The 18106-nt window shown below is 68.3% G+C and carries 17 protein-coding genes; 1 reads left to right on the forward strand and 16 read right to left on the reverse strand.

From position 1 onward, the window contains the following. Positions 1 to 13: 13 nt before the first annotated feature. The gene (locus SL003B_RS09895; protein ID WP_013652699.1) at positions 14 to 412 is read right to left on the reverse strand and encodes a DUF423 domain-containing protein; all 399 of its coding nucleotides are present in this window, start codon (positions 410 to 412) and stop codon (positions 14 to 16) included. A gap of 277 nt (positions 413 to 689) precedes the next feature. Beyond that, positions 690 to 2735: a M3 family metallopeptidase gene (locus tag SL003B_RS09900; RefSeq protein WP_013652700.1), complete on the reverse strand. Its 2046-nt coding sequence runs from the start codon at positions 2733 to 2735 to the stop codon at positions 690 to 692. 496 nt (positions 2736 to 3231) lie between these two features. Between SL003B_RS09900 and SL003B_RS24110 the strand changes: the two genes are divergently transcribed. Further along, complete coding sequence (locus SL003B_RS24110; RefSeq protein WP_422613604.1) at positions 3232 to 3699, forward strand: SH3 domain-containing protein; 468 nt, start codon at positions 3232 to 3234, stop codon at positions 3697 to 3699. A gap of 171 nt (positions 3700 to 3870) precedes the next feature. Here SL003B_RS24110 and SL003B_RS09905 read toward each other — a convergent pair whose 3' ends face one another. The 14 genes from SL003B_RS09905 to atzF form a co-directional block, all read right to left on the reverse strand. Continuing rightward, positions 3871 to 4545 (reverse strand): GntR family transcriptional regulator, encoded by a 675-nt coding sequence (locus SL003B_RS09905; protein WP_049792659.1) that lies wholly within the window; start codon positions 4543 to 4545, stop codon positions 3871 to 3873. An 85-nt stretch (positions 4546 to 4630) separates the two neighbouring features. Beyond that, positions 4631 to 5014 (reverse strand): oxalurate catabolism protein HpxZ, encoded by a 384-nt coding sequence (hpxZ, locus tag SL003B_RS09910; protein ID WP_041375480.1) that lies wholly within the window; start codon positions 5012 to 5014, stop codon positions 4631 to 4633. 38 nt (positions 5015 to 5052) lie between these two features. Next, positions 5053 to 5811 carry a 5-formyltetrahydrofolate cyclo-ligase gene (locus SL003B_RS09915; protein WP_013652704.1) on the reverse strand — a complete coding sequence of 253 codons (759 nt, stop codon included), beginning with the start codon at positions 5809 to 5811 and terminating at the stop codon, positions 5053 to 5055. A gap of 16 nt (positions 5812 to 5827) precedes the next feature. After that, positions 5828 to 7237 carry an AtzE family amidohydrolase gene (locus SL003B_RS09920; protein WP_013652705.1) on the reverse strand — a complete coding sequence of 470 codons (1410 nt, stop codon included), beginning with the start codon at positions 7235 to 7237 and terminating at the stop codon, positions 5828 to 5830. Beyond that, the gene (locus tag SL003B_RS09925) at positions 7234 to 7422 is read right to left on the reverse strand and encodes a DUF4089 domain-containing protein (RefSeq protein ID WP_049792570.1); all 189 of its coding nucleotides are present in this window, start codon (positions 7420 to 7422) and stop codon (positions 7234 to 7236) included. The genes SL003B_RS09920 and SL003B_RS09925 overlap by 4 nt, the downstream gene beginning before the upstream one ends. Next, complete coding sequence (locus SL003B_RS09930; RefSeq protein WP_013652706.1) at positions 7419 to 8093, reverse strand: cysteine hydrolase family protein; 675 nt, start codon at positions 8091 to 8093, stop codon at positions 7419 to 7421. The genes SL003B_RS09925 and SL003B_RS09930 overlap by 4 nt, the downstream gene beginning before the upstream one ends. After that, the gene (locus SL003B_RS09935) at positions 8090 to 9643 is read right to left on the reverse strand and encodes an ABC transporter ATP-binding protein (protein WP_013652707.1); all 1554 of its coding nucleotides are present in this window, start codon (positions 9641 to 9643) and stop codon (positions 8090 to 8092) included. Before SL003B_RS09935 ends, SL003B_RS09930 begins: the two co-directional genes overlap by 4 nt. Positions 9644 to 9645: 2 nt before the next feature. After that, on the reverse strand, positions 9646 to 10377 hold the full coding sequence (gene biuH / locus SL003B_RS09940) for a biuret amidohydrolase (RefSeq protein WP_013652708.1): 732 nt from the start codon (positions 10375 to 10377) through the stop codon (positions 9646 to 9648). A gap of 6 nt (positions 10378 to 10383) precedes the next feature. Further along, positions 10384 to 11403: a formamidase gene (locus tag SL003B_RS09945; RefSeq protein WP_013652709.1), complete on the reverse strand. Its 1020-nt coding sequence runs from the start codon at positions 11401 to 11403 to the stop codon at positions 10384 to 10386. Between the two features lie 18 nt (positions 11404 to 11421). Continuing rightward, positions 11422 to 12345, reverse strand: a complete 924-nt coding sequence (locus tag SL003B_RS09950; protein ID WP_013652710.1) for an ABC transporter permease — start codon at positions 12343 to 12345, stop codon at positions 11422 to 11424. After that, the gene (locus tag SL003B_RS09955; protein WP_013652711.1) at positions 12345 to 13457 is read right to left on the reverse strand and encodes an ABC transporter permease; all 1113 of its coding nucleotides are present in this window, start codon (positions 13455 to 13457) and stop codon (positions 12345 to 12347) included. Before SL003B_RS09955 ends, SL003B_RS09950 begins: the two co-directional genes overlap by 1 nt. 175 nt (positions 13458 to 13632) lie before the next feature. Next, on the reverse strand, positions 13633 to 14745 hold the full coding sequence (locus SL003B_RS09960) for a BMP family ABC transporter substrate-binding protein (RefSeq protein ID WP_013652712.1): 1113 nt from the start codon (positions 14743 to 14745) through the stop codon (positions 13633 to 13635). 531 nt (positions 14746 to 15276) lie between these two features. Then, entirely contained in the window at positions 15277 to 16245 is a 969-nt protein-coding gene (locus SL003B_RS09965) for an isopenicillin N synthase family dioxygenase (RefSeq protein WP_013652713.1), read from the reverse strand. Between the two features lie 23 nt (positions 16246 to 16268). Then, positions 16269 to 18023: an allophanate hydrolase gene (atzF, locus tag SL003B_RS09970; protein WP_041375481.1), complete on the reverse strand. Its 1755-nt coding sequence runs from the start codon at positions 18021 to 18023 to the stop codon at positions 16269 to 16271. Positions 18024 to 18106 lie beyond the last annotated feature (83 nt).

Below are 18106 nucleotides of genomic sequence, written 5' to 3' on the forward strand. Positions count from 1 at the left end.
CGAACGGATCCGGTCAGCGACCGCGCACGATCGAGGCCGACAGCGCCACCGCGGCCCAGCCGACGATCATCAACATGCCGCCGGTCGGCGCCGCCATCGCAAACAGGCGGGTGTCCTGGACGGCCCGACTGATCAGGTCGCCGCAAAACAGTGCCAGCCCGGCGACGATCAGCGCGAAGGCGACCGGCAGCAGCGGCACCCGGCGCACCTGCGCCATGACACCGAGCGCCAGCAGGGCGGGTGCGTGGACCAGCAGCATGTCGGCGGCCGGTCGCATCATGCCGGTCGTGTCGGCATGGGAGGCAAGCGCGGCCAGCATCACCCCGGCCATGCCGGCGAGACCGCCGGCGACGAGAGCGACGCGGAACAGCGGAGCGGTCCGGTCGGGAACGAGGGGGAGGTGGTGGCTCATGGCGGCTCCGGAAAGGGGTCGGTGCGCCGCTCCGGGCGCGAGGGGGACGCGATCGTGCAAGGCCGGCGGGATCCCGGAGCGACTCCGGACACATGTAGGACAGAGTCCGGACAGGGTCGCTCAGGCTGCGCAACGGCGCTTCGAAAAGCCATATCCGGAGCCGGGTAGAGAGTCGATTCCTGCTCGCCAGACACGGCGTCGCAGGGCAAGGCGTGGACATTAAAATGGCCGATAAACCTGATGGCTAGGGCCGTTTCATGTCACTCGAGATGAAGACTCAGGCGACCTTCAGACCGCGCTTTTCCAGGAGCGCGTCGATGGTCGGCGCCCGGCCGCGGAAGGCTTTGTAGGCCTCTTCCGGGTCCGGGCGGCCGCCGGCCGAATAGATGTGGCGGTGGAGCCGTTCGGCTGTCTCGGGATCGAAGATATCCCCCGCCTCCTCGAACGCGCCGAAGGCGTCGGCATCCATCACTTCCGACCACATGTAGCTGTAATAGCCCGCGGAATATCCTTCGCCGGCAAACGCATGGGCGAAATGCGGCACTCGGTGGCGCATGATGATTTCCCCCGGCATGCCGATCCGCTCCAGCGTCTCCCTCTCGAAGGCCGACACGTCCAGCCCCTCGGTTTCGGTGAGCAGATGCATCTCCAGATCGACCAGCGCGCAGGCGGCATATTCAACAGTCGCGAATCCCTGGTTGAAGTTTTCCGCCGCCAGCAGCTTGTCGAGCAGGGCCTTGGGCATCGGCTCGCCGGTCCTGTAATGGACCGCGAAACGCGACAGCACGGCCGGCTGCGACAGCCAGTGCTCGTACAGCTGGGACGGCAGTTCGACGAAGTCCCGGGCGACCGAAGTGCCTGAAATCACGGGATAAGTCACGTCCGACAGGAGGCCGTGCAGGGCGTGGCCGAACTCGTGGAACAGCGTGCTGGCGTCGTCGAAGGTGAGCAGCGTCGCCTCGCCGTCGGCGCCCCTGGCGAAGTTCATCACGTTGACGATGATCGGTGCGATATCCCCGTCGAGTTTTTCCTGGGCGCGAAATGCGCTCATCCAGGCGCCCGAGCGCTTGGACGGCCGGGCGTAGTAGTCGCCCAGGAACAGGCCGACGTGCCGGCCGGCCCGGTCGCTTACCTCAAACACCCGCACGTCCGGGTGATAGACCGGCAAGCCATTGAGCTCCTTGAAGGAAAGTCCGAAAAGCCGGTGCGCGGTGTCGAACGCGGCGTCGATCATCCGGTCCAACTGCAGGTAGGGCTTCAGCTCCGCCTCGTCGAGATCGTGGTCACGCCTGCGGACTTTCTCGGCATAGTGGCGCCAATCCCACGACGCGATCGGCGCGTTCTCGCCCTCGCTGCGGGCCATATCGGCCAGCCGGTCGCGCTCCGCGGCGGCCCGCGTCACCGCCGGATCCCACACCTTGACCAGCAGGTCGCGCACCGCGTCCGGGGTCTTGGCCATGGCGTCGTCGAGCTTGTAGTGGGCATACGTCTCGTAGCCGAGCAGGCGCGCCTTCTCCGCCCGCAGCGCGATGGTCTCGGCCACAATGGCGCGATTGTCAGTCTCGCCGCCGGTTTCGCCGCGGCTCGCCCAGGCCCTGAACGCCTCCTCGCGCAAGGCGCGGTTGGTGGAAAACTGCAGGAAGGGCTCGATCGACGAGCGCGACAGGGTGATGACGTGCTTGCCGTCCAATCCCCGCTCCCTGGCCGCCGCGGCTGCCGCCGCGAGCAGGAAATCAGGCAGGCCGGCGCGATCGGCCTCGGTCTCCAGGACCAGCCTGTACTCCGCCTCGTCCTTCAGCACGTTTTGCGAAAACTGCGTGCCGAGGGTCGCCAGGCGCTGGGAAATCTCCGCCATGCGCGCCTTGCCGGCGTCGTCGAGGCCCGCACCGGCGCGCTGGAACATCAGGTGATAGCGCTCCAGCACCCGCGCCTGTTCCGCATCGAGACCAAGCCCCTCGCGCGCGTCCCAAAGAGCGGCGATGCGCCGGAAAAGCGCGCCGTTGAGCAGCGTCTCGGAGCTGTGGCGTGCCAGTTTCGGCGCGATTTCGCGTTCTATATCCTGCAGTTGCGGGTTGGTGTCGGCGCCGGTCAGGTTGAAGAAGGTGCGCGCGACCCTGGTCAGCGCCTTGCCCGACCGCTCGAGTGCGGCGACCGTGTTGTCGAAGCTCGGCGGTTCCGCCTGAGCGGCGATGGCGTCGATCTCGGCCCGCGCCTCGCGCATTGCGGTCTCGAACGCCTCGCGGAAATGCTCGGCCCGGATCTCGGCGAAGGGCGGCAGGCCGAAGGGCGTGGACCACGGGGTGAGCAGCGGATTGTCGGACATGGGAGATCCTGAAGTGCGGTTGAAGCGGTCGATGGTCCCACATATGGGACAAGTCGTGCCGGATGCCAAATACTTCGCGTCATGCCGAACACGACCTGATGGGACACCCATCCCGGCAGGAGCGCGACCGCGCCGACGAGTGCCCACGCACAGAACGTCAGGTTCCGCCTGCCCCTGGAATGGCTGGATGAGCGATGGCTGGATGAGCAATGATGCCCGGCAGCGATTACAGCCGCCGGAAACGCGCGGGCGGGCGACACAATTCAGCCGGATTGCGTTTCTAGCGTCGTGCGGTCGACGTGGGGAACCGATCTGCGACGCGGCGGTTTGACCGGTGTCAAACTCGGCTGGTGGCAGCTCTGCTAGCGTGCGGCATAGGCATCCTGGGAAAGGTCGCCCAATGAGGAAGTTCGTCTTTTCTGCGTGGCTTGCCGCCGGCATGTTGCTGTCCGGCGCCGCTTTGGCCTGGACCGGCCAGGTCACCGCCGACGTGAACATGCGCACCGGTCCGGGCACCGGGTATGGCGTGATCCTGGTCATTCCGCGCGGGGCGCTCGTGGAGGTCGACAGCTGCACATCCTGGTGTGCCGTCTGGTACGCGGGACGGCGCGGTTACGTCAGCGCTCGGTATGTCGCAGGGGCCAGCGGCTACCGCCGGCCGCCGCCGCCTCCGGCGGTGATCCTGCCGCCGCCGGTCTACTATCCGCCACCGATCTATCGCGGTCCGCGCTATTACGATCCGGGCTATCATCCCGGTTACCGGCCCGGCTATCGTCCCGACCATCGTCCGCGGCCGCGGCCCGGACCGCCGCCTCCTCCACCACCGCCACCAGGTGGCGGTGGTGGACCCGGACCTGCCCCTGGTCCCGGTTCAGGCAAACAGCCGAGTACGTGGCCTCCGGCCGGCGGAGCGGCTGGCGGGCATTGGGTGCCGCCGCCTCCGAGCACCAAGGGGGGAGGCTGAGGTCTCTCCAATCACGGTGCCGGCGCTCCGGCGGCATCCCGTCGAGGGCGCAGGGTAACGTGAGCCGAGTTGAAGGAGTCGGGCGGGCAGGCATCTGTCCGCCCTTTTCCATTTGTCCGGATGCCGTTTGTCCGGATCCGGCCCCGCGTTGCCTGGGGGGCGGACCGGACGCTAGCGTTGGTGGACATAGGTCTCGAACGAGATCCGGACCGTGTCGATATGGGCGCGCATCACGTCGGTGGCGCCCTTCCGGTCGCCGCGCAGGATGGCATCGACGATGCGGGCGTGTTCCTCCTGCGAGCGGGCGAGGCGACCGAGGGTTCGGAACTGGGCACGGCGGAACGGCGCCAGGCGGATGCGCGTGGCCAGGGTGAGGCCCGCCAGATGGCCGTTGTGACTGCCGTCATAGATGGCGTTGTGAAAGCGCTCGTTGAGTTCGTGATAGCGTTGCGGGTCGCCCGCCCGCATCGGTTCGGCCATGGCGTCGAGCAGCACTTCCAGGGCCTTGCGCTCGTCCGGGGTCATGTTGACGGCGGCAAGGCCGGCACAGACCGCTTCGAGTTCCGCCATGGCGACGAACAGCTCTTCCAGCTTCTCGGCCGACAGGCTGGCGACGAAGCAGCCGCGATGGGGCTTCAGTTCGACGAGGCCGCTCGTCTCCAGCAGGCGCAGGGCCTCGCGGATCGGCGTGCGCGATACCCTGAAGCGGGTAGCGAGGCCCATTTCGTCCAGCTGCGTGCCGGGAGCGAGCTCGCCCCTGACGATTTCGTCGGCAAGCTGGAGGCGGATGTCTTCCGTCCGGGTGCGGGGCACGCGGGCCGTTGTGTCCTCGGTTCGCTCCGGCATGGCGCGGGTCTTTCTGTCGTCAGGGGCCGTTTTTCGCCGATAGCCGACGCGGCGCGTGGCGGCAACCGCCGTCGTCACATCCGGCTCAGACATCGTCGATGACGCTGACATGGGCTGCGACCACTTTCCAGCCGTCCCCGGTGCGCACCCAGGTCTGCATCTGTCGGCCGACCTTGCCGGGGGCGCCGTCGCGGTAGAACAGGGTCGAGGCGGTGGCGAAATCGCGCCCGTAGGCGGTGATCACCGTACGCGCCAGTCGGCGTGCGAGTCCCGCTGGCGAACGGCCGGCACGGAACGCGGCGATCTCGCCATAGCCGTACAGGTTCTCGCCACCGCCGTAGCGGATCGTCGTCGGGGCATCGAGGAACAACCGGTCGAGCGTGGCAACATCGTTGGTCGTCAACGCCTTTTCGTATTCGGCGAAGACCGCTTCGACCTCGGCCTTCACCGCCGGACTATCTATCTCCATGTGCCTTTCGCCTCTCGGCCTTTCGTTCAGCCTCTTGTTCAGGCGCCGGTGATGCGCGACCTCAGGGTTTCGAGGAAGGGGATATCCCGGTACTGGTCCTCCTGGACGAAGTCCCAGGCGACGCCGGTCGGCTGCGGATAGGGCGTCGCGGTGTCGATCAGTTCCTTTTCCGTGGCAATGAAATGAAGCGCGCTGTCATGGTCGAGCATGATCACCCGGTCGTTGTCCACCACCTGGGTCGAATGCACGGTGGTGGTGATCGGCGCGTCGGCCTTGACCTTGCCGAGTTCGCGGAAGATGCCGAGTTCGAGGTCGGCGAAGCCGCCGCCCTTGCCGGTGCGGCCGCCGTTGCGGGTCACCGCCACGCAGCCGACGACGATGAAATCGAGCGGTTCCATGTCCTCGAACTCGCAGGGATCGCCGTATTCCAGATAGCCTTGCGATGTCGCGGCCAATTCGAACTGGACGCCCTTGCTGTCCAGCTTGTCCGGGTCGAGGCGGACGAAGGGAAAGCCCTTCACCAGTTCGGGCACCGGCGCGTAGACGATCTTGCCGTCATAGAGCGCGCGCAGGCGCACCGGGATCTGCGGTGGGTCCGGGTTGCACTTCACGACCCTGGCTTCCTGCCACTGGGCGAGGCGCGACAGATTAAGGGCCGCGACGTCGGCGCCGGCGAAGTTGGGGATCCGGCTGTTCACGGGGCCGACATTGACCTCGTTGTCGACGAGGGCGGTCCAGACTTCGTCGCGGACGACGTCCTTGTCCGTGTTCCGGCCCGCCCAGCGTGCGTGCGTCATGAGCGTCTCCTGCGGTTCAGGGAATGGCCGCAACCGGCGCGGCGCAGACGCCGGTCGACTGCAGGTGGAAGGCGGCGCGAAGGGCGAGATCCTCGCGCCAGGGCGGCGCGACGACTTGAACGCCGATCGGCAGGGTTTCGCCGTCGAGCCAGACCGGCACGGCGACGACGGGTAGGCCGATGAAGGAGATCGGCTGGGTGAACAGGCCGATGTTGGGCCGGGCCGGCATGGCCTCGCCGCCGAGGGTGATGGTCCTGGTGCCCGAAGGCAGTGCCGGGAAGGGCGTTGCCGGCGCAAGCAGGATGTCGATGCGTTCGAACAGCGCCGCCATCTGCGCCCGGAACCAGGCGCGCAGGCGCTGGGCCTGCTGCACCCAGACCGCCGGCACCATGGCGCCCGACAGGAATCGGTCGCGGGTCTCGGGGTCGAAGTCCTCCGGCCGGCCGCGCAGGCGCGGCAGGTGCAGCGCGGCGGATTCCGCCGTCGTGATCACATAGGCCGCGGCGCGCGCCCGGGCTGCCTCCGGAACCTCCACCATCGCCCCGGCGCCGAGGGCAGCGGCGACGCGGTCGACCGCGGCAAACGCCTGCGGCTCGCCGTTCTGGCGGAAATAGCCGCCGGCAGCGGCGACCCTGAGACCGTCGATCCCCTTGCCGAGGTCGTCGGAGCAGGCAAGGGCGGGTCGCGCCGCCTGAGCGGGATCGGCCGGGTCGGCGCCCTGGAGAACATCGAACAGCAGGGCGAGATCCTCGACCGAGCGTGCGAACGGCCCAAGGTGGTCAAGGCTGGCGACAAAGGGGTAGGTGCCCCTGCGCGACAGACGGCCGAAGGTCGGCTTCAGGCCGAACAGGCCGCAGAAGGACGATGGCACGCGGATCGAGCCATTGGTGTCCGAGCCGAGGCTCGCCGGCACCATGCCGCTGGCGACGGCGGCGGCCGAGCCGCTCGACGAGCCGCCGGTCATGCGGGTGAGGTCATGCGGGTTGCGGCAATTGCCGTCGTGGGCGTTCTCGCCGGTGAAATCATAGGCGTATTCGCCCATGTGCAGGCCGCCGAGCAGAACAGCGCCGGCCTCGGTCAGGCGCTCGATCAGGAAGGCGTCGGAGGCGGCGGGCGGATTGTCCAGGTTGATCTTTGAGCCGGCGCGGGTCGGCAGGCCGGCGATGTCGAACAGATTCTTGACCGCGAAGGGCACGCCGGCAAGCGGCAGGTCGGCGCCGGCGCTGAGTGCGGCATCGACCTTGTCCGCCTCCGCCAGGGCTCTCGGCGCGGCGATGTCGGTGAAGGCATTCACCTTGGGGTTCAGCCGCTCGACGCGGACGAGGGCAGCCTCTGCGACCTCACGCGCACGGACCGCGCCGGAGCGCACCGCCGCTGCGGTTTGCGTGGCCGTCCAGGCGCCGGTCTCGGCGGCGGGCGCGGTCATGGCACGAACACCGGAGCCGGTTCGACGTGGTCGTCGAGCGGCAGGGACAGCACCAGCGCGGCGGCGCGGGCGGTCGCGGCCATGTGCGCCTCGACGATCGGCCGCCAGGCGTCGTCGATGGACAGGCCCATGACCTTCTCCATATGGGCGACATGCGCCCGTTCGTCGAACGGCAGTTCGGTCACGTCGGTTCTCCTTCCAAGGCCTGGACAAGGCGGGCAAGGGGCGTCGTCCAGCCGACGATGCCGCCCTGTGCGCGGATCATGTCCAGCGTAGCCGCCTTGAAGGCGGGGAAATAGCTCTCCGTCGCGTCCTCGATCAGCAGGCAGTCGAAGCCGCGGTCGTTGGCCTCGCGCATGGTGGTCTGCACGCAGACCTCCGTGGTCACGCCGGCGAAGACGAGGCTCCTCGTGCCGAGACCGGCGAGGATCGCTCCGAGGTCGGTGGCATGGAAGGCGCCCTTGCCGGGTTTGTCGACAACGATTTCGCCGGCGCACGGCGCGCAGGCGGGAACGATCTCGGCACCCGGTTCGCCGCGCACGAGAATGCGCCCCATGGGACCGTTGTCGCCGATACGCAGGGATGGTGCGCCGCGGTTGCGCTTGGACGGCGGACAATCGGACAGGTCCGGCAGATGGTCCTCGCGGGTGTGGATGACCGGCCAGCCCCGGGTGCGAAACAGGGCGAGCAGGTCGGCCGTCGGCTGCACGGCGCGCTGCAGATGCGACACGTCGTTGCCGAGCGTTTCGCCGAAGCCGCCGGGTTCGATGAAGTCGCGCTGCATGTCGATGACGATGAGCGCGACCGACGCCGGATCGAACGCGAAATCGAAGGGCTGCGCCTTGACCGTGATCATCCGTGGTGTCCCGCCATGGCATGGCCGATGGTGGCGCGGTCGGTGTCGCCGATCGGCGAGACATGGGTGATTCGCCCTTCCGACATGACCGCGACCGTGTCGGCAAGTTCCAGGATCTCATCGAGGTCTTCGGAGACCAGCAGCACTGCGGCGCCGCGGTTGCGCTGGTCCATGATCTGCGCGCGGATCTCGGCGACGGATGCGAAATCCAGACCGAAGCAGGGGTTTGCGACGATCAGGACGTCGACCTCTCCGGACAGTTCCCGGGCCAGGATGGCGCGCTGGACGTTGCCGCCCGACAGGTTCTCGATCGGCTCCTCGGTGGAGGGCGTCTTGACGCGGTAGGCAGCGATCAGGTCCCTGGCCTTGCGCCGCATCGGGGCCGGCGAAAGCCAGCCCCTGAAGGGCGAGATCGGCCGCTTGTCGAAGGTCCGGAACGCCATGTTCTCGGCGACGCTCATGCGCGGCACGGCGACGTTCCGCAGCGGCTCTTCGGAGAAGCCGAAAACCTTGAAGGCGTCCATCTGGTTGCGCTGGGGCTCGTAGGGCTTGCCGTCGATGAAGATGCGCCCGTCCGAAGGCTGGCGCTGGCCGGACAGGACCTCGATCAATTCCGACTGGCCGTTGCCGGAAACGCCGGCGATGCCGAGGATCTCGCCCCTGCGGACCTTGAGGTTGACGGCCTCCAGCGCGGGCAGTTCGGCGTCGTCCTCGGCGAACAGGCCGGCTACCTCCAGCTTCAGGGACGCGTCCGGAAAAGCCTTTCTTTCCGCGCGCTTGCGCAATTTCGTGTCGCCGATCATCATGTGGCTCATGTCGGCTACAGAGAGGTCCGAGACGCGCCCGGCGCCAGCCAGGCTGCCCCGGCGCAACACGGTGACGTCGTCGGCATAGGCGGTGACTTCGCGGAACTTGTGGGTGATCATCAGCACGGTCAGGGCGCCGTCGCGGGTCATGCCGCGCAGCAGGCCGAGGACCTCGTCGGCCTCGTCGGGCGTGAGCACGGAGGTCGGCTCGTCGAGGATGAGGAAGCGCTGGTCGAGATAGAGCTGCTTGAGGATCTCCAGCTTCTGCTTCTCGCCGGCGGCAAGGCCGGAGACGGGGATATCCAGCGGCACGCGGAACGGCGTCGTCTCGAGAAATGCTTCGAGGGCGGCGCGCTCCTTGCGCCAGTCGATCACCGCCGGCACGTCGGCCCTTGAAATGACGAGGTTTTCCGCCGCCGTCAGCGACGGGACCAGGGTGAAGTGCTGGTAGACCATGCCGATGCCGAGCGCGTGGGCGGCGCGCGGGCTGGGGATATCGACTTCCTTGCCTGCGACCATCACGGCGCCGCTGGTCGGCTGGTAGAAGCCCATCATGCACTTGACCAGCGTCGACTTGCCGGCGCCGTTCTCGCCCAGCAGGGCGTGGAAGGAGCCGGCCGGGACGCGGATCGAGACGTCGTCGAGGGCGACGAGCGAGCCGAAGACCTTGGTCATGCCGACCGTCTCGACGCCGATGGCGGTGCGAATCGCCGCCGGATTGGTGCCGGATTCCCGCCGGATCATTGTCACTCTCCTGCGTCCAGCGCGGCAAGCAGCGCGTCACTGGTCGCCACCGCGCCGAACACGCCGCCCTGCATCCTGATCATCTTCAGCGCGGCGAGGTGGTTGCCGTGGTCGGTGGCGCCGCAACAGTCCTCCAGCAGCAGGCATTCGAAGCCGCGGTCGTTGGCCTCGCGCATGGTGGTGTGGACGCAGACGTCGGTGGTGATGCCGGTCAGAACCAGGTTGCGGATGCCGCGGGTGGCCAGGATCAGTTCCAGGTCGGTGGCGCAGAAGGATCCCTTGCCGGGCTTGTCGATGACCGGTTCGCCGGGCAGGGGGGCGAGTTCGGGGATGATCTCCCAGCCGGGCTCGCCGCGCACCAGAATCCGGCCGCAGGGACCCGGATCGCCGATGCCGGCGCCGATTCTCCGCGAGCGCCAGCGCTTGTTGGCCGGCAGGTCCGCCAGGTCTGGCCGATGCCCCTCGCGGGTGTGCAGGACGTGATAGCCCTGCGCGCGCATGGCGGCGAGCACCCGCCCGATCGGCTCGATCGGTGCGCGGGTGAGCGACAGGTCGTAGCCCATGGCGTCGACATAGCCGCCCTGGCCGCAGAAGTCCGTCTGCATGTCGATGACGATCAGCGCGGTGTTGTCGGGCCGGAGGTCTCCGTCGAACGGCCACGGATAGGGATCGGCCTTGACCGGACCCACGCGGCTGGTGACGTCCCTGCCGGTTCTGATGTCGACGACACTCATATCCGCCTACTCCGCCGCATCCTTGACGGCCTTTTCGCCGTAAGCCCGTGTCGGCGCGGGGAAGCCGCAGGAGGTGCCGTCGACGTGGACGACCGCGTCCTCCCAAGGCAGGCGGTAGGTCCCGGCGACGAGGTCGGACATGTAGGTGTAGGGGCAGTCCCGGGCGCCGCCCTTGACGGCGACGTAGCCGCGGTGGCCGAACTGGTAGATGTTGTTCTCCACGCCCCAGTGGATACGCGCCTCGCGCACGAGGTCGGGGCGGACCTCCGCGGTGATGATCTCGTTCGGCCGTCCGGACGTGCCGTGGGCGAGAATGGTGCCGTCGAAATTGACGATCATGCCTTCGCCCATGCTGTCGAAGGTGCCGTCGCTGCCGCACATGCAGACGTTGGCGGTCACCATCAGGTTGCAGAAGGCGTTGGACTGGTTGGTGAACTTCCAGCTCTCGCGGATCGGCGCGGTGTAGCCGGCGGTGCGGATCATGATCTCTGCGCCCTTGTAGGCGCATTCGCGGGCCATTTCCGGAAACATGCCGTCATGGCAGATGATCAGCGCCAGCTTGCAGCCCTTCGGGCCGTCGATGACCGGGATGCCGAGATCGCCCGGCTCCCACGGTTCGACCGGCACCCAGGGGTGGAGCTTGCGATAGTAGAGCTTCAGTTCGCCCGTGTTGTCGATGACGAGACCGGAGTTGTAGGGCATGCCGCCGGGGTTCAGCTCCATGATCGAGAAGCAGCCCCAGATGTCGTTGTCGACGCAGGCCTGCTTGAAAGCGCCGACTTCCGGGCCGTCGAGCGTGCACATGATGTCCGGGTTGGTGTCCATGGACAGCCCGTGCAGGGCATATTCCGGGAACACCACCAGGTCCATCGAGGCCATGTTGCGCCGGGCCTTGCCGACCATGTCGACGATGACCTGCGTCTGCGCCGCCAGATCCTGTTTCGTCACCACATTCGGGAGCTGCAATTGCACCATGCCGAGGACGACACCGTTGGGAGACTTGTTGAGACCACCGAGTCCGCTCATGGGCTTAGCGTCCTTTCCTCACTTGGTGATGGAGAGTTCCCCGGGCGCACCCTTGAGGGAACGCCTGGGCGAGACGCTGGCGATCATGATCAGCAGCGTCATGATGTAGGGGGCGGCATTGAAGAAGTGGTAGCCGCGCGAGATGCCGATCGACTGCAGCGCCGGACCGAGTGCGCCGGCGGCGCCGAACAGCAGGGCGGCGGCGAAGCAGTAGAGCGGATTCCAGCGCGCGAAGATGACCAGGGCGACCGCCATCAGGCCCTGGCCGGAGGACAGGCCTTCCGTCCAGCTGCCGGGATAGTAGAGCGACAGGAACGAGCCGCCGATGCCGGCACAGAAGCCGCCGGCCATGGTCGACAGCAGGCGGACCCGGTTGACGTCGATGCCGAGGGCGAGGGCGGCAGGCGCGCTGTCGCCGGTGGTGCGCACGACCAGACCCCAGCGGGTGTTCCGAAGTGCCCACCACAGCACGAGCGCGAGCACGACGCCGAGCAGGAACAGCGGGTTGATTTCCAGCGCCTGACGCACGGCCGGAGTGTCGCTCCAGGCGCCGAAGGAGATCGACGGCAGGCGCGGGGCCTGCGGCTGGATGTAGGCCTTGCCGAAGAAGAAGGCGAGGCCGGTGCCGAACAGCATCAGCGCGATGCCGATGGCGATGTCGTTGACCTTCTGCAGCTTGCACAGGAAGCCGTGCAGGGCACCGAACAGGGAGCCGGCGAAGCCTGCGACCAGCACCCCGAGCCAGGGCGAGCCGGTGTGGTAGGAGATGGCGTAGCCGGACATGGCGCCGAAGACGAGTGTGCCTTCGAGGCCGAGGTTGATGCGGCCGGATTTCTCGGTCAGCGTCTCGCCGAGGCTGACGAACAGGAACGGGGTGGACACCCGGATCGCGCCGGCGAACATGGCGAGCAGGACGGTGGCGAGGCCGGTTTCGTCGCTCATCAGGCGGCTCCCTTGCCGCGGAAGAACGGCAGGCGGCCGTAGAAGGTCTCGCTGACCAGGAGCACCACGAAGATCAGACCCTGGAGGACCAGAACGGTCGCGTCGGGCAGGTCCATGCGGCGCTGGACGAGGCCGCCGGAGGCGGCCAGGCCGCCAAGGAAGATCGCCACCGGCACGATCACCAGCGGATTGTGGCGGGCGAGGAACGACACCAGGATGCCGGTAAAGCCGTAGCCGGCGATCAGCGAGGCATTGGCCTTGCCGTGGATGGCGGCGACCTCGAAGAAGCCGGCCAGCCCGGCACAGGCGCCGGCGATGGCGCAGGAGACGACCATCAGCCTGCCGACCGGCAGGCCCTGCGCCTTGGCCGCGCGCAGGTTGCCGCCGGCGATGCGCGCGGCGAAGCCGAAGGTGGTGCGGTTCATCAGCACGTAGAGGGCCAGGCAGAGCGCGATGCCGGCGGCCAGGCCCCAATGCACGTCGGTGCCGGGCATCGCGCCGATCATGTTGTCCTTGCCGATCGGCATGGTCGAGGGCTTGTTCGGGTCGGAGGGATCGCGCAGCGCGCCCTCTACGAAGAAATTGAGGATCGACACGGCGATGTAGAACAGCAGCAGGGACGAGATGGTCTCGTTGACGCCCCGGTAGTGGCGCAGGGCGCCGACGATGGCGATCCAGAGCCCGCCGGCGAGCACGGAGGCCAGGGCCATGACCGTGAGCAGGGCAGGGGCCGGGACGGCGCCGACCAGCGGAATGGCGATGGTGGCGGCGGCAAAGCCGCCGAGGACGAGCGCGCCTTCGCCGCCGATGACGACGAGGCCGAGGCGGGCCGGGATGGCGACGCAGAGCGCGGTGAAGACGAGCGGAGCCGATCGCACAAGCGTGTTCTGCCAGGAAAAACCGGTGCCGAAGCCGCCGCGCCAGACCAGGGAGAAGAATTCGGCCGGCGATTTTCCAAGCGCCAGCAGGAAGGCGGAAAACAGGGCAGCAGAGACGAGGAGCGCCAGGAACGGCATGACGACGTATTCGGACGACCGGCGGAGGCGGTCGAGCGCCTCGGAAACAGTGCCGGACGACGTCGCCAGCGTTGATGGGTGCGCGGTGTCGAGCATGTCGCTCTCCGGTGGTTGCGATGGGTCCCGGCAGGGGCCGGGAAATCTCCTCTCGTCGGGGAGGGGGAGCGAGGGGGCGCCGGAATGCTCCGCCGGCCCCCGGTTGCTCACCCGGAGCTTCGCGCCCGCCTCTCCCGAGGGGCAAGGCGGGCCGGGGCGATGCCCGTCGGCGACCTCAGGTTATCGATCCGACGACGCCCTCGATCAGGAAGTCGGTCTGGTCGAGCGCGGGCTCGTAGTTGTCGAACGAGGCGCCGGCGGCGAGCAGCGGCGTGCCGTCCTGCTTGTTGATCGGGCCGACGAAGATCGGCTTGCCGGCCTTGACCTCCTCGCGGGCGGCGTCGGCGGCGGCGATCGCTTCCGGCGTCGCGCCGGCGCCGTAGGGAGTGTTCTGGACGAAGTCGACGTCGAAGCCGCCGCCAGAGAAATTCGGCAGCGTCTTGCCCTCGGCCAGGTCGGCGGAGAACATCTTGTAGATGGTCGCCCACTTGTATTCGGCGCCGGTGATGAAGCCCTTCGGCGCCAGCGGTGCCTGCGAGGCATTGTGGCCGCAGCACTTGATGCCACGGGCTTCCGCGGTCTCGATCACCACCTTCGGGCCGTCGACATGGCAGGTCAGCACGTCGCAGCCGGCGTCGATCAGGGCGTTGGCGGCTTCCGCCTCGCGCACCGGCATCGACCACTCTCCGGTGAAGATCACCTGGACGGTGGCGTTCGGGTTGACCTTGCGGGCGCCGAGCAGGAACGAGTTGATGTTGCGCAGCACCATGCCGATCGGCTTGGCGGCGACGAAGCCGAGCTTGTTGGTGGTCGTGCACAGGCCGGCGGCGATGCCGTCGACATAGTGGGCCTGGTCGAGGTAGCCGAAGTAGCTGCCGGCGTTCTTCGGATCGGCCTCGCTCCACAGCGGCGCAGCGTGGCGGAACTGGACATCCGGGTACTTGGCGGCAAGATCGAGCACGAACGGCTTGTAGTAGCCGAAGGAGGTGGCGAAGATCAGGTTGGCGCCGTCGAGGTTGATCATCGACTCGATCGACTTGGAGACCGCGATCGTCTCCGCCACGTTCTCCTCCTCGACCACGGTGACGCCGGGAACCTCCTTCAGCGCGGTGGCGGCGACCGCGTGGGCCTGGTTCCAGCCGAAGTCGTCGCGCGGGCCGACATAGACGATGCCGACGGTCAGTCCGGCGGCGGAGGCGAGGCGGGGCATGCCGCCGGCGGCCAGGCCGAGGATGCCGGCAGCCGAGCCTTGAAGGAGGGAACGGCGGGAGAGTTCGAATTTCGACATGGTGCGCTCCTTTGCGGGTCCGAAGACCATTGCCAGTGCATCTGGTGGCAGTGCATCTCGCGGGGCGATCCGCTCGACGCGGCGGCCTCGGATCACGATCTTGCAACCGGTGTGCCAGCTTGAAGTGTCGACGCGCTATCGGCGGAGATACGATCCAAGTTACTGATTTAAAAGGAATATTCTTCGTGGATTGGAGTTCGGGGCGAACGGAACAGCGGCAGGGGCATCGTTCGACGCTTAAATTGCATACAATCAAACAGAGAATGCCAAAAAAATAGGCGGCATTGCCGCCGCCTCAGACTGCCGACACCCCTCCAAGCGAGTCATCCCGCACGCAGCGAAGCGCAGATGCGGGATCGGCGAGCCGGGGCCTCTCGGTCTCCATTGTTGAAGCCATCGACACCGTGGCTCTCCGGTTCCGGCTCGGGCTCCGCTTGGCCGGAATGACAGCGGTGAGGCTGCGGGTGTGTCGGCACGCTGAGGCGGCATTGCTGCCGCCTGTTTGTCGTGCGATTGCGTGACGCGCCGCCCTCAGGCGCTCTTGCGCCTGACCGGTTCGTAGCTGGCGTCGAGCTTCATCTTCAGATAGTCGGCGCCGGGCACCGGCGGGTAGCGCGCCGGGGTGTCCGGACCCTGGCAGCTCGGCATGCAGGCGACCTCGGCGTCCGGGTTCGGGTCGAGGAAGAAGGCGATGGAATAGCGCTCGCGCCCGCCGCGGTTGACCACGCGGTGCGGGGTCGAGACGTAGACGTCGTTGGTCCAGCGCATCAGGCAGTCGCCGATGTTGCAGACGAAGGCGCCGGGGATGGTCGGCGCGGCGATCCAGGTGCCGTCGCGGCGCTGGACCTCCAGGCCGCCGACGTCGTCGGGCAGCAGAATGGTGATGTTGCCGTAGTCGGTATGCGTGCCGGCGCCGATCTGGCCTTCCTCGGCGCTCGGCGGCTGGGGCGGATAGTGCAGCAGGCGCAGGGTGGCGAGCGGCGCGTCGAGCTTGTCCTCGAAGAAGTCGGGCGCCGCGCCGAGGTCGACGGCGATGGCCCGGTGCATCTGGCGACCGAGTCGCCAGACGGCGTTGAAATAGGCAAGCACGGTGTCGCGCCAGCCGGGCAGCGCCGGCCACTGGTTGACGGCGCGGAACGGCTCTCCAGCCAGGATGCGCGGGTCGTCGGCACGAAGGTCGAGGCCGATGTTGAAGGCTTCCTTCAGGTCGGACGGCTTGCTCGGGTCGAGGTTCTCGCCCTTCATCGGCACGTAGCCGCGGTTGGTGCGGAAGAAGTCCCTGGTCAGCTCCATCTTGGTCTCGAGCGGCTGAGCGAACAGCGTGCGCGCGGCCGCAAAGGTCGCCTCGATCAGCGCCGGGTCGATGCCGTGGCCGGTGACATAGAAGAAGCCGATGTCGCGCGCCGCATGGCCGAGGTCCGAGGCGACCTGCTCAAGGCCGCCGGGGCGCTGCTCCAGCAGCGGCGTGAGGTCGATGATCGGCAGTCGTTCGGTGCTCATGGGGCGGTCCTTTTCGGTGCGGGTCAGCGGTCGGTCGGGGCGAGGCGGTCGACGAAGGCGCGCCAGCCGCCGAATTCGGTGATGTCGTCGGTGCCGCGGGTCGCTTCGGCCTCGACCAGGAAGCCCTTGACGGCGCGCCCGTCGGCGAGGCGCAGGGTGCCGATCGCCATGGGCGCGGGCAGGGCGGCGACGAAGGCGCCGAAGGCGGCAGGCGTCAGCTGCCAGAGTTCCAGCGCGATCGCCGCGCCGGCGCCCGGCCCGACGCGCAGCAGGCCGGGCTTGGGCACGTCCTGGCCGGCGAGCGCATAGAGCCGGTAGTCCGGCGCGGTCGTTGCCTCGGCGAGGAAGCGCGCGCCGAGCGCCTCGAGCTGGCCGTTGAGCGGCATGCCGCGCATGTGGGCGCCGGCGACGGCCAGCGTCACGGGGGCGGCTGCGTCGGGATGGCGCGGGTCGCGGGCAATGGCCCGGGCGAGGCCGGCCAGGAAGCCGTCGCGGCCGGCCGCCGCGAGCAGGGTGACGTTGCCCGGGCGGCCGTCGCGGCGCCGTGCGACTGGCACGGCGATGCCGCACAGATCGAGCAGGTTGACGAAATTGGTGTAGGTGCCGAGCCGGCTGTTGGGCGTCACCGGATCGGCGGCGATCTCGTCCAGGCTGACGAAGCAGGGGATGGTCGGCACGCACAGGCAGTCGAGGGCGGCGAGCACCGGCTCGACCTGGCGCTTGAGCGCCTCCAGCCGGTACAGGCCGGCGAAGGCGTCGGCGGCGCTCAGCTTCGCCGCGCCGCCGATGATCAGGCGCGTGGTCGGATGCAGGATCTCGGGGCGGGTCTCCATGATGGTGCGGATCGCCGCATAGCGCTCGGCGACCCAGGCGCCCTCGTAGAGCAGGGCGGCGGTCTCGTAGAAGGGCTCGAAGTCGATCTCGACGATTTCCGCGCCGCGGGCGGCGATGTCGGCAAGGGTGGCGGTGTAGCTGTCGGCCTGGACGGCGTCGCCGAAGAAACGGCGCTGGTCGGCGCGCGGCACGCCGACCGCCAGCCGGGCCGGCCAGGCGGCGAGCGGGCCGGCCGGGCGGTGGCGCGAATAGGCGTCGGCGGGATCGTGGGCGGCGGCGACCGCGAAGGCGGCATAGGCGTCCTCGACCGTGTGGGCGAAGATCGAGACGGTGTCGAGGGTGCGGCAGGCGGGCACGACGCCTGTTGCCGACAGGGAGCCGAGCGAGGGTTTCAGGCCGACAAGATCGTTGAGCGCGGCCGGCACGCGCCCTGAACCGGCGGTGTCGGTGCCAAGCGAGAAGGTGACGATGCCCTGCGCGACGGCGACCGCCGAGCCGGAACTGGAGCCGCCCGGCACGAGGGCCGGATCGACGGCGTTCCTCGGGATCGGGTAGGGGCTGCGCACGCCGACCAGGCCGGTGGCGAACTGGTCGAGGTTGGTCTTGCCGACGACGATGGCGCCGGCCGCCTTCAGCCGCGCGACGACGGTGGCGTCTTCGGCGGGGTGATAGAGATAGTCCGGGCAGGCGGCGGTGGTCGGCATGCCGGCGACGTCGATGTTGTCCTTGACCGCGAAGGGCACGCCCCACAGCGGCTTGAGCGTGAGGTCACGGGCGCCGATGGCGGCGAACTGGTCGAGCAGGTCGTCGCGGCCGGCGACATGAAGGAAGATGCCGGGATCGTCGAGCGCGGCGATGCGGTCGAGAATGCGGTCGACCATGTCCTCGGGCGTCAGGCCGGAGGCATAGGCTTCGTGCAGGGCGGCGATCGCGGTCTTGGGCATCGGGATGGTCCGTGGTGCGGGGGCGGTGAAGGGATCGGCCGGATTGTATGCAATCGCCATGTGGAACACAAAGCAATGCCCGT

This window comes from Polymorphum gilvum SL003B-26A1 (assembly GCF_000192745.1).
Lineage (GTDB): Bacteria > Pseudomonadota > Alphaproteobacteria > Rhizobiales > Stappiaceae > Polymorphum > Polymorphum gilvum.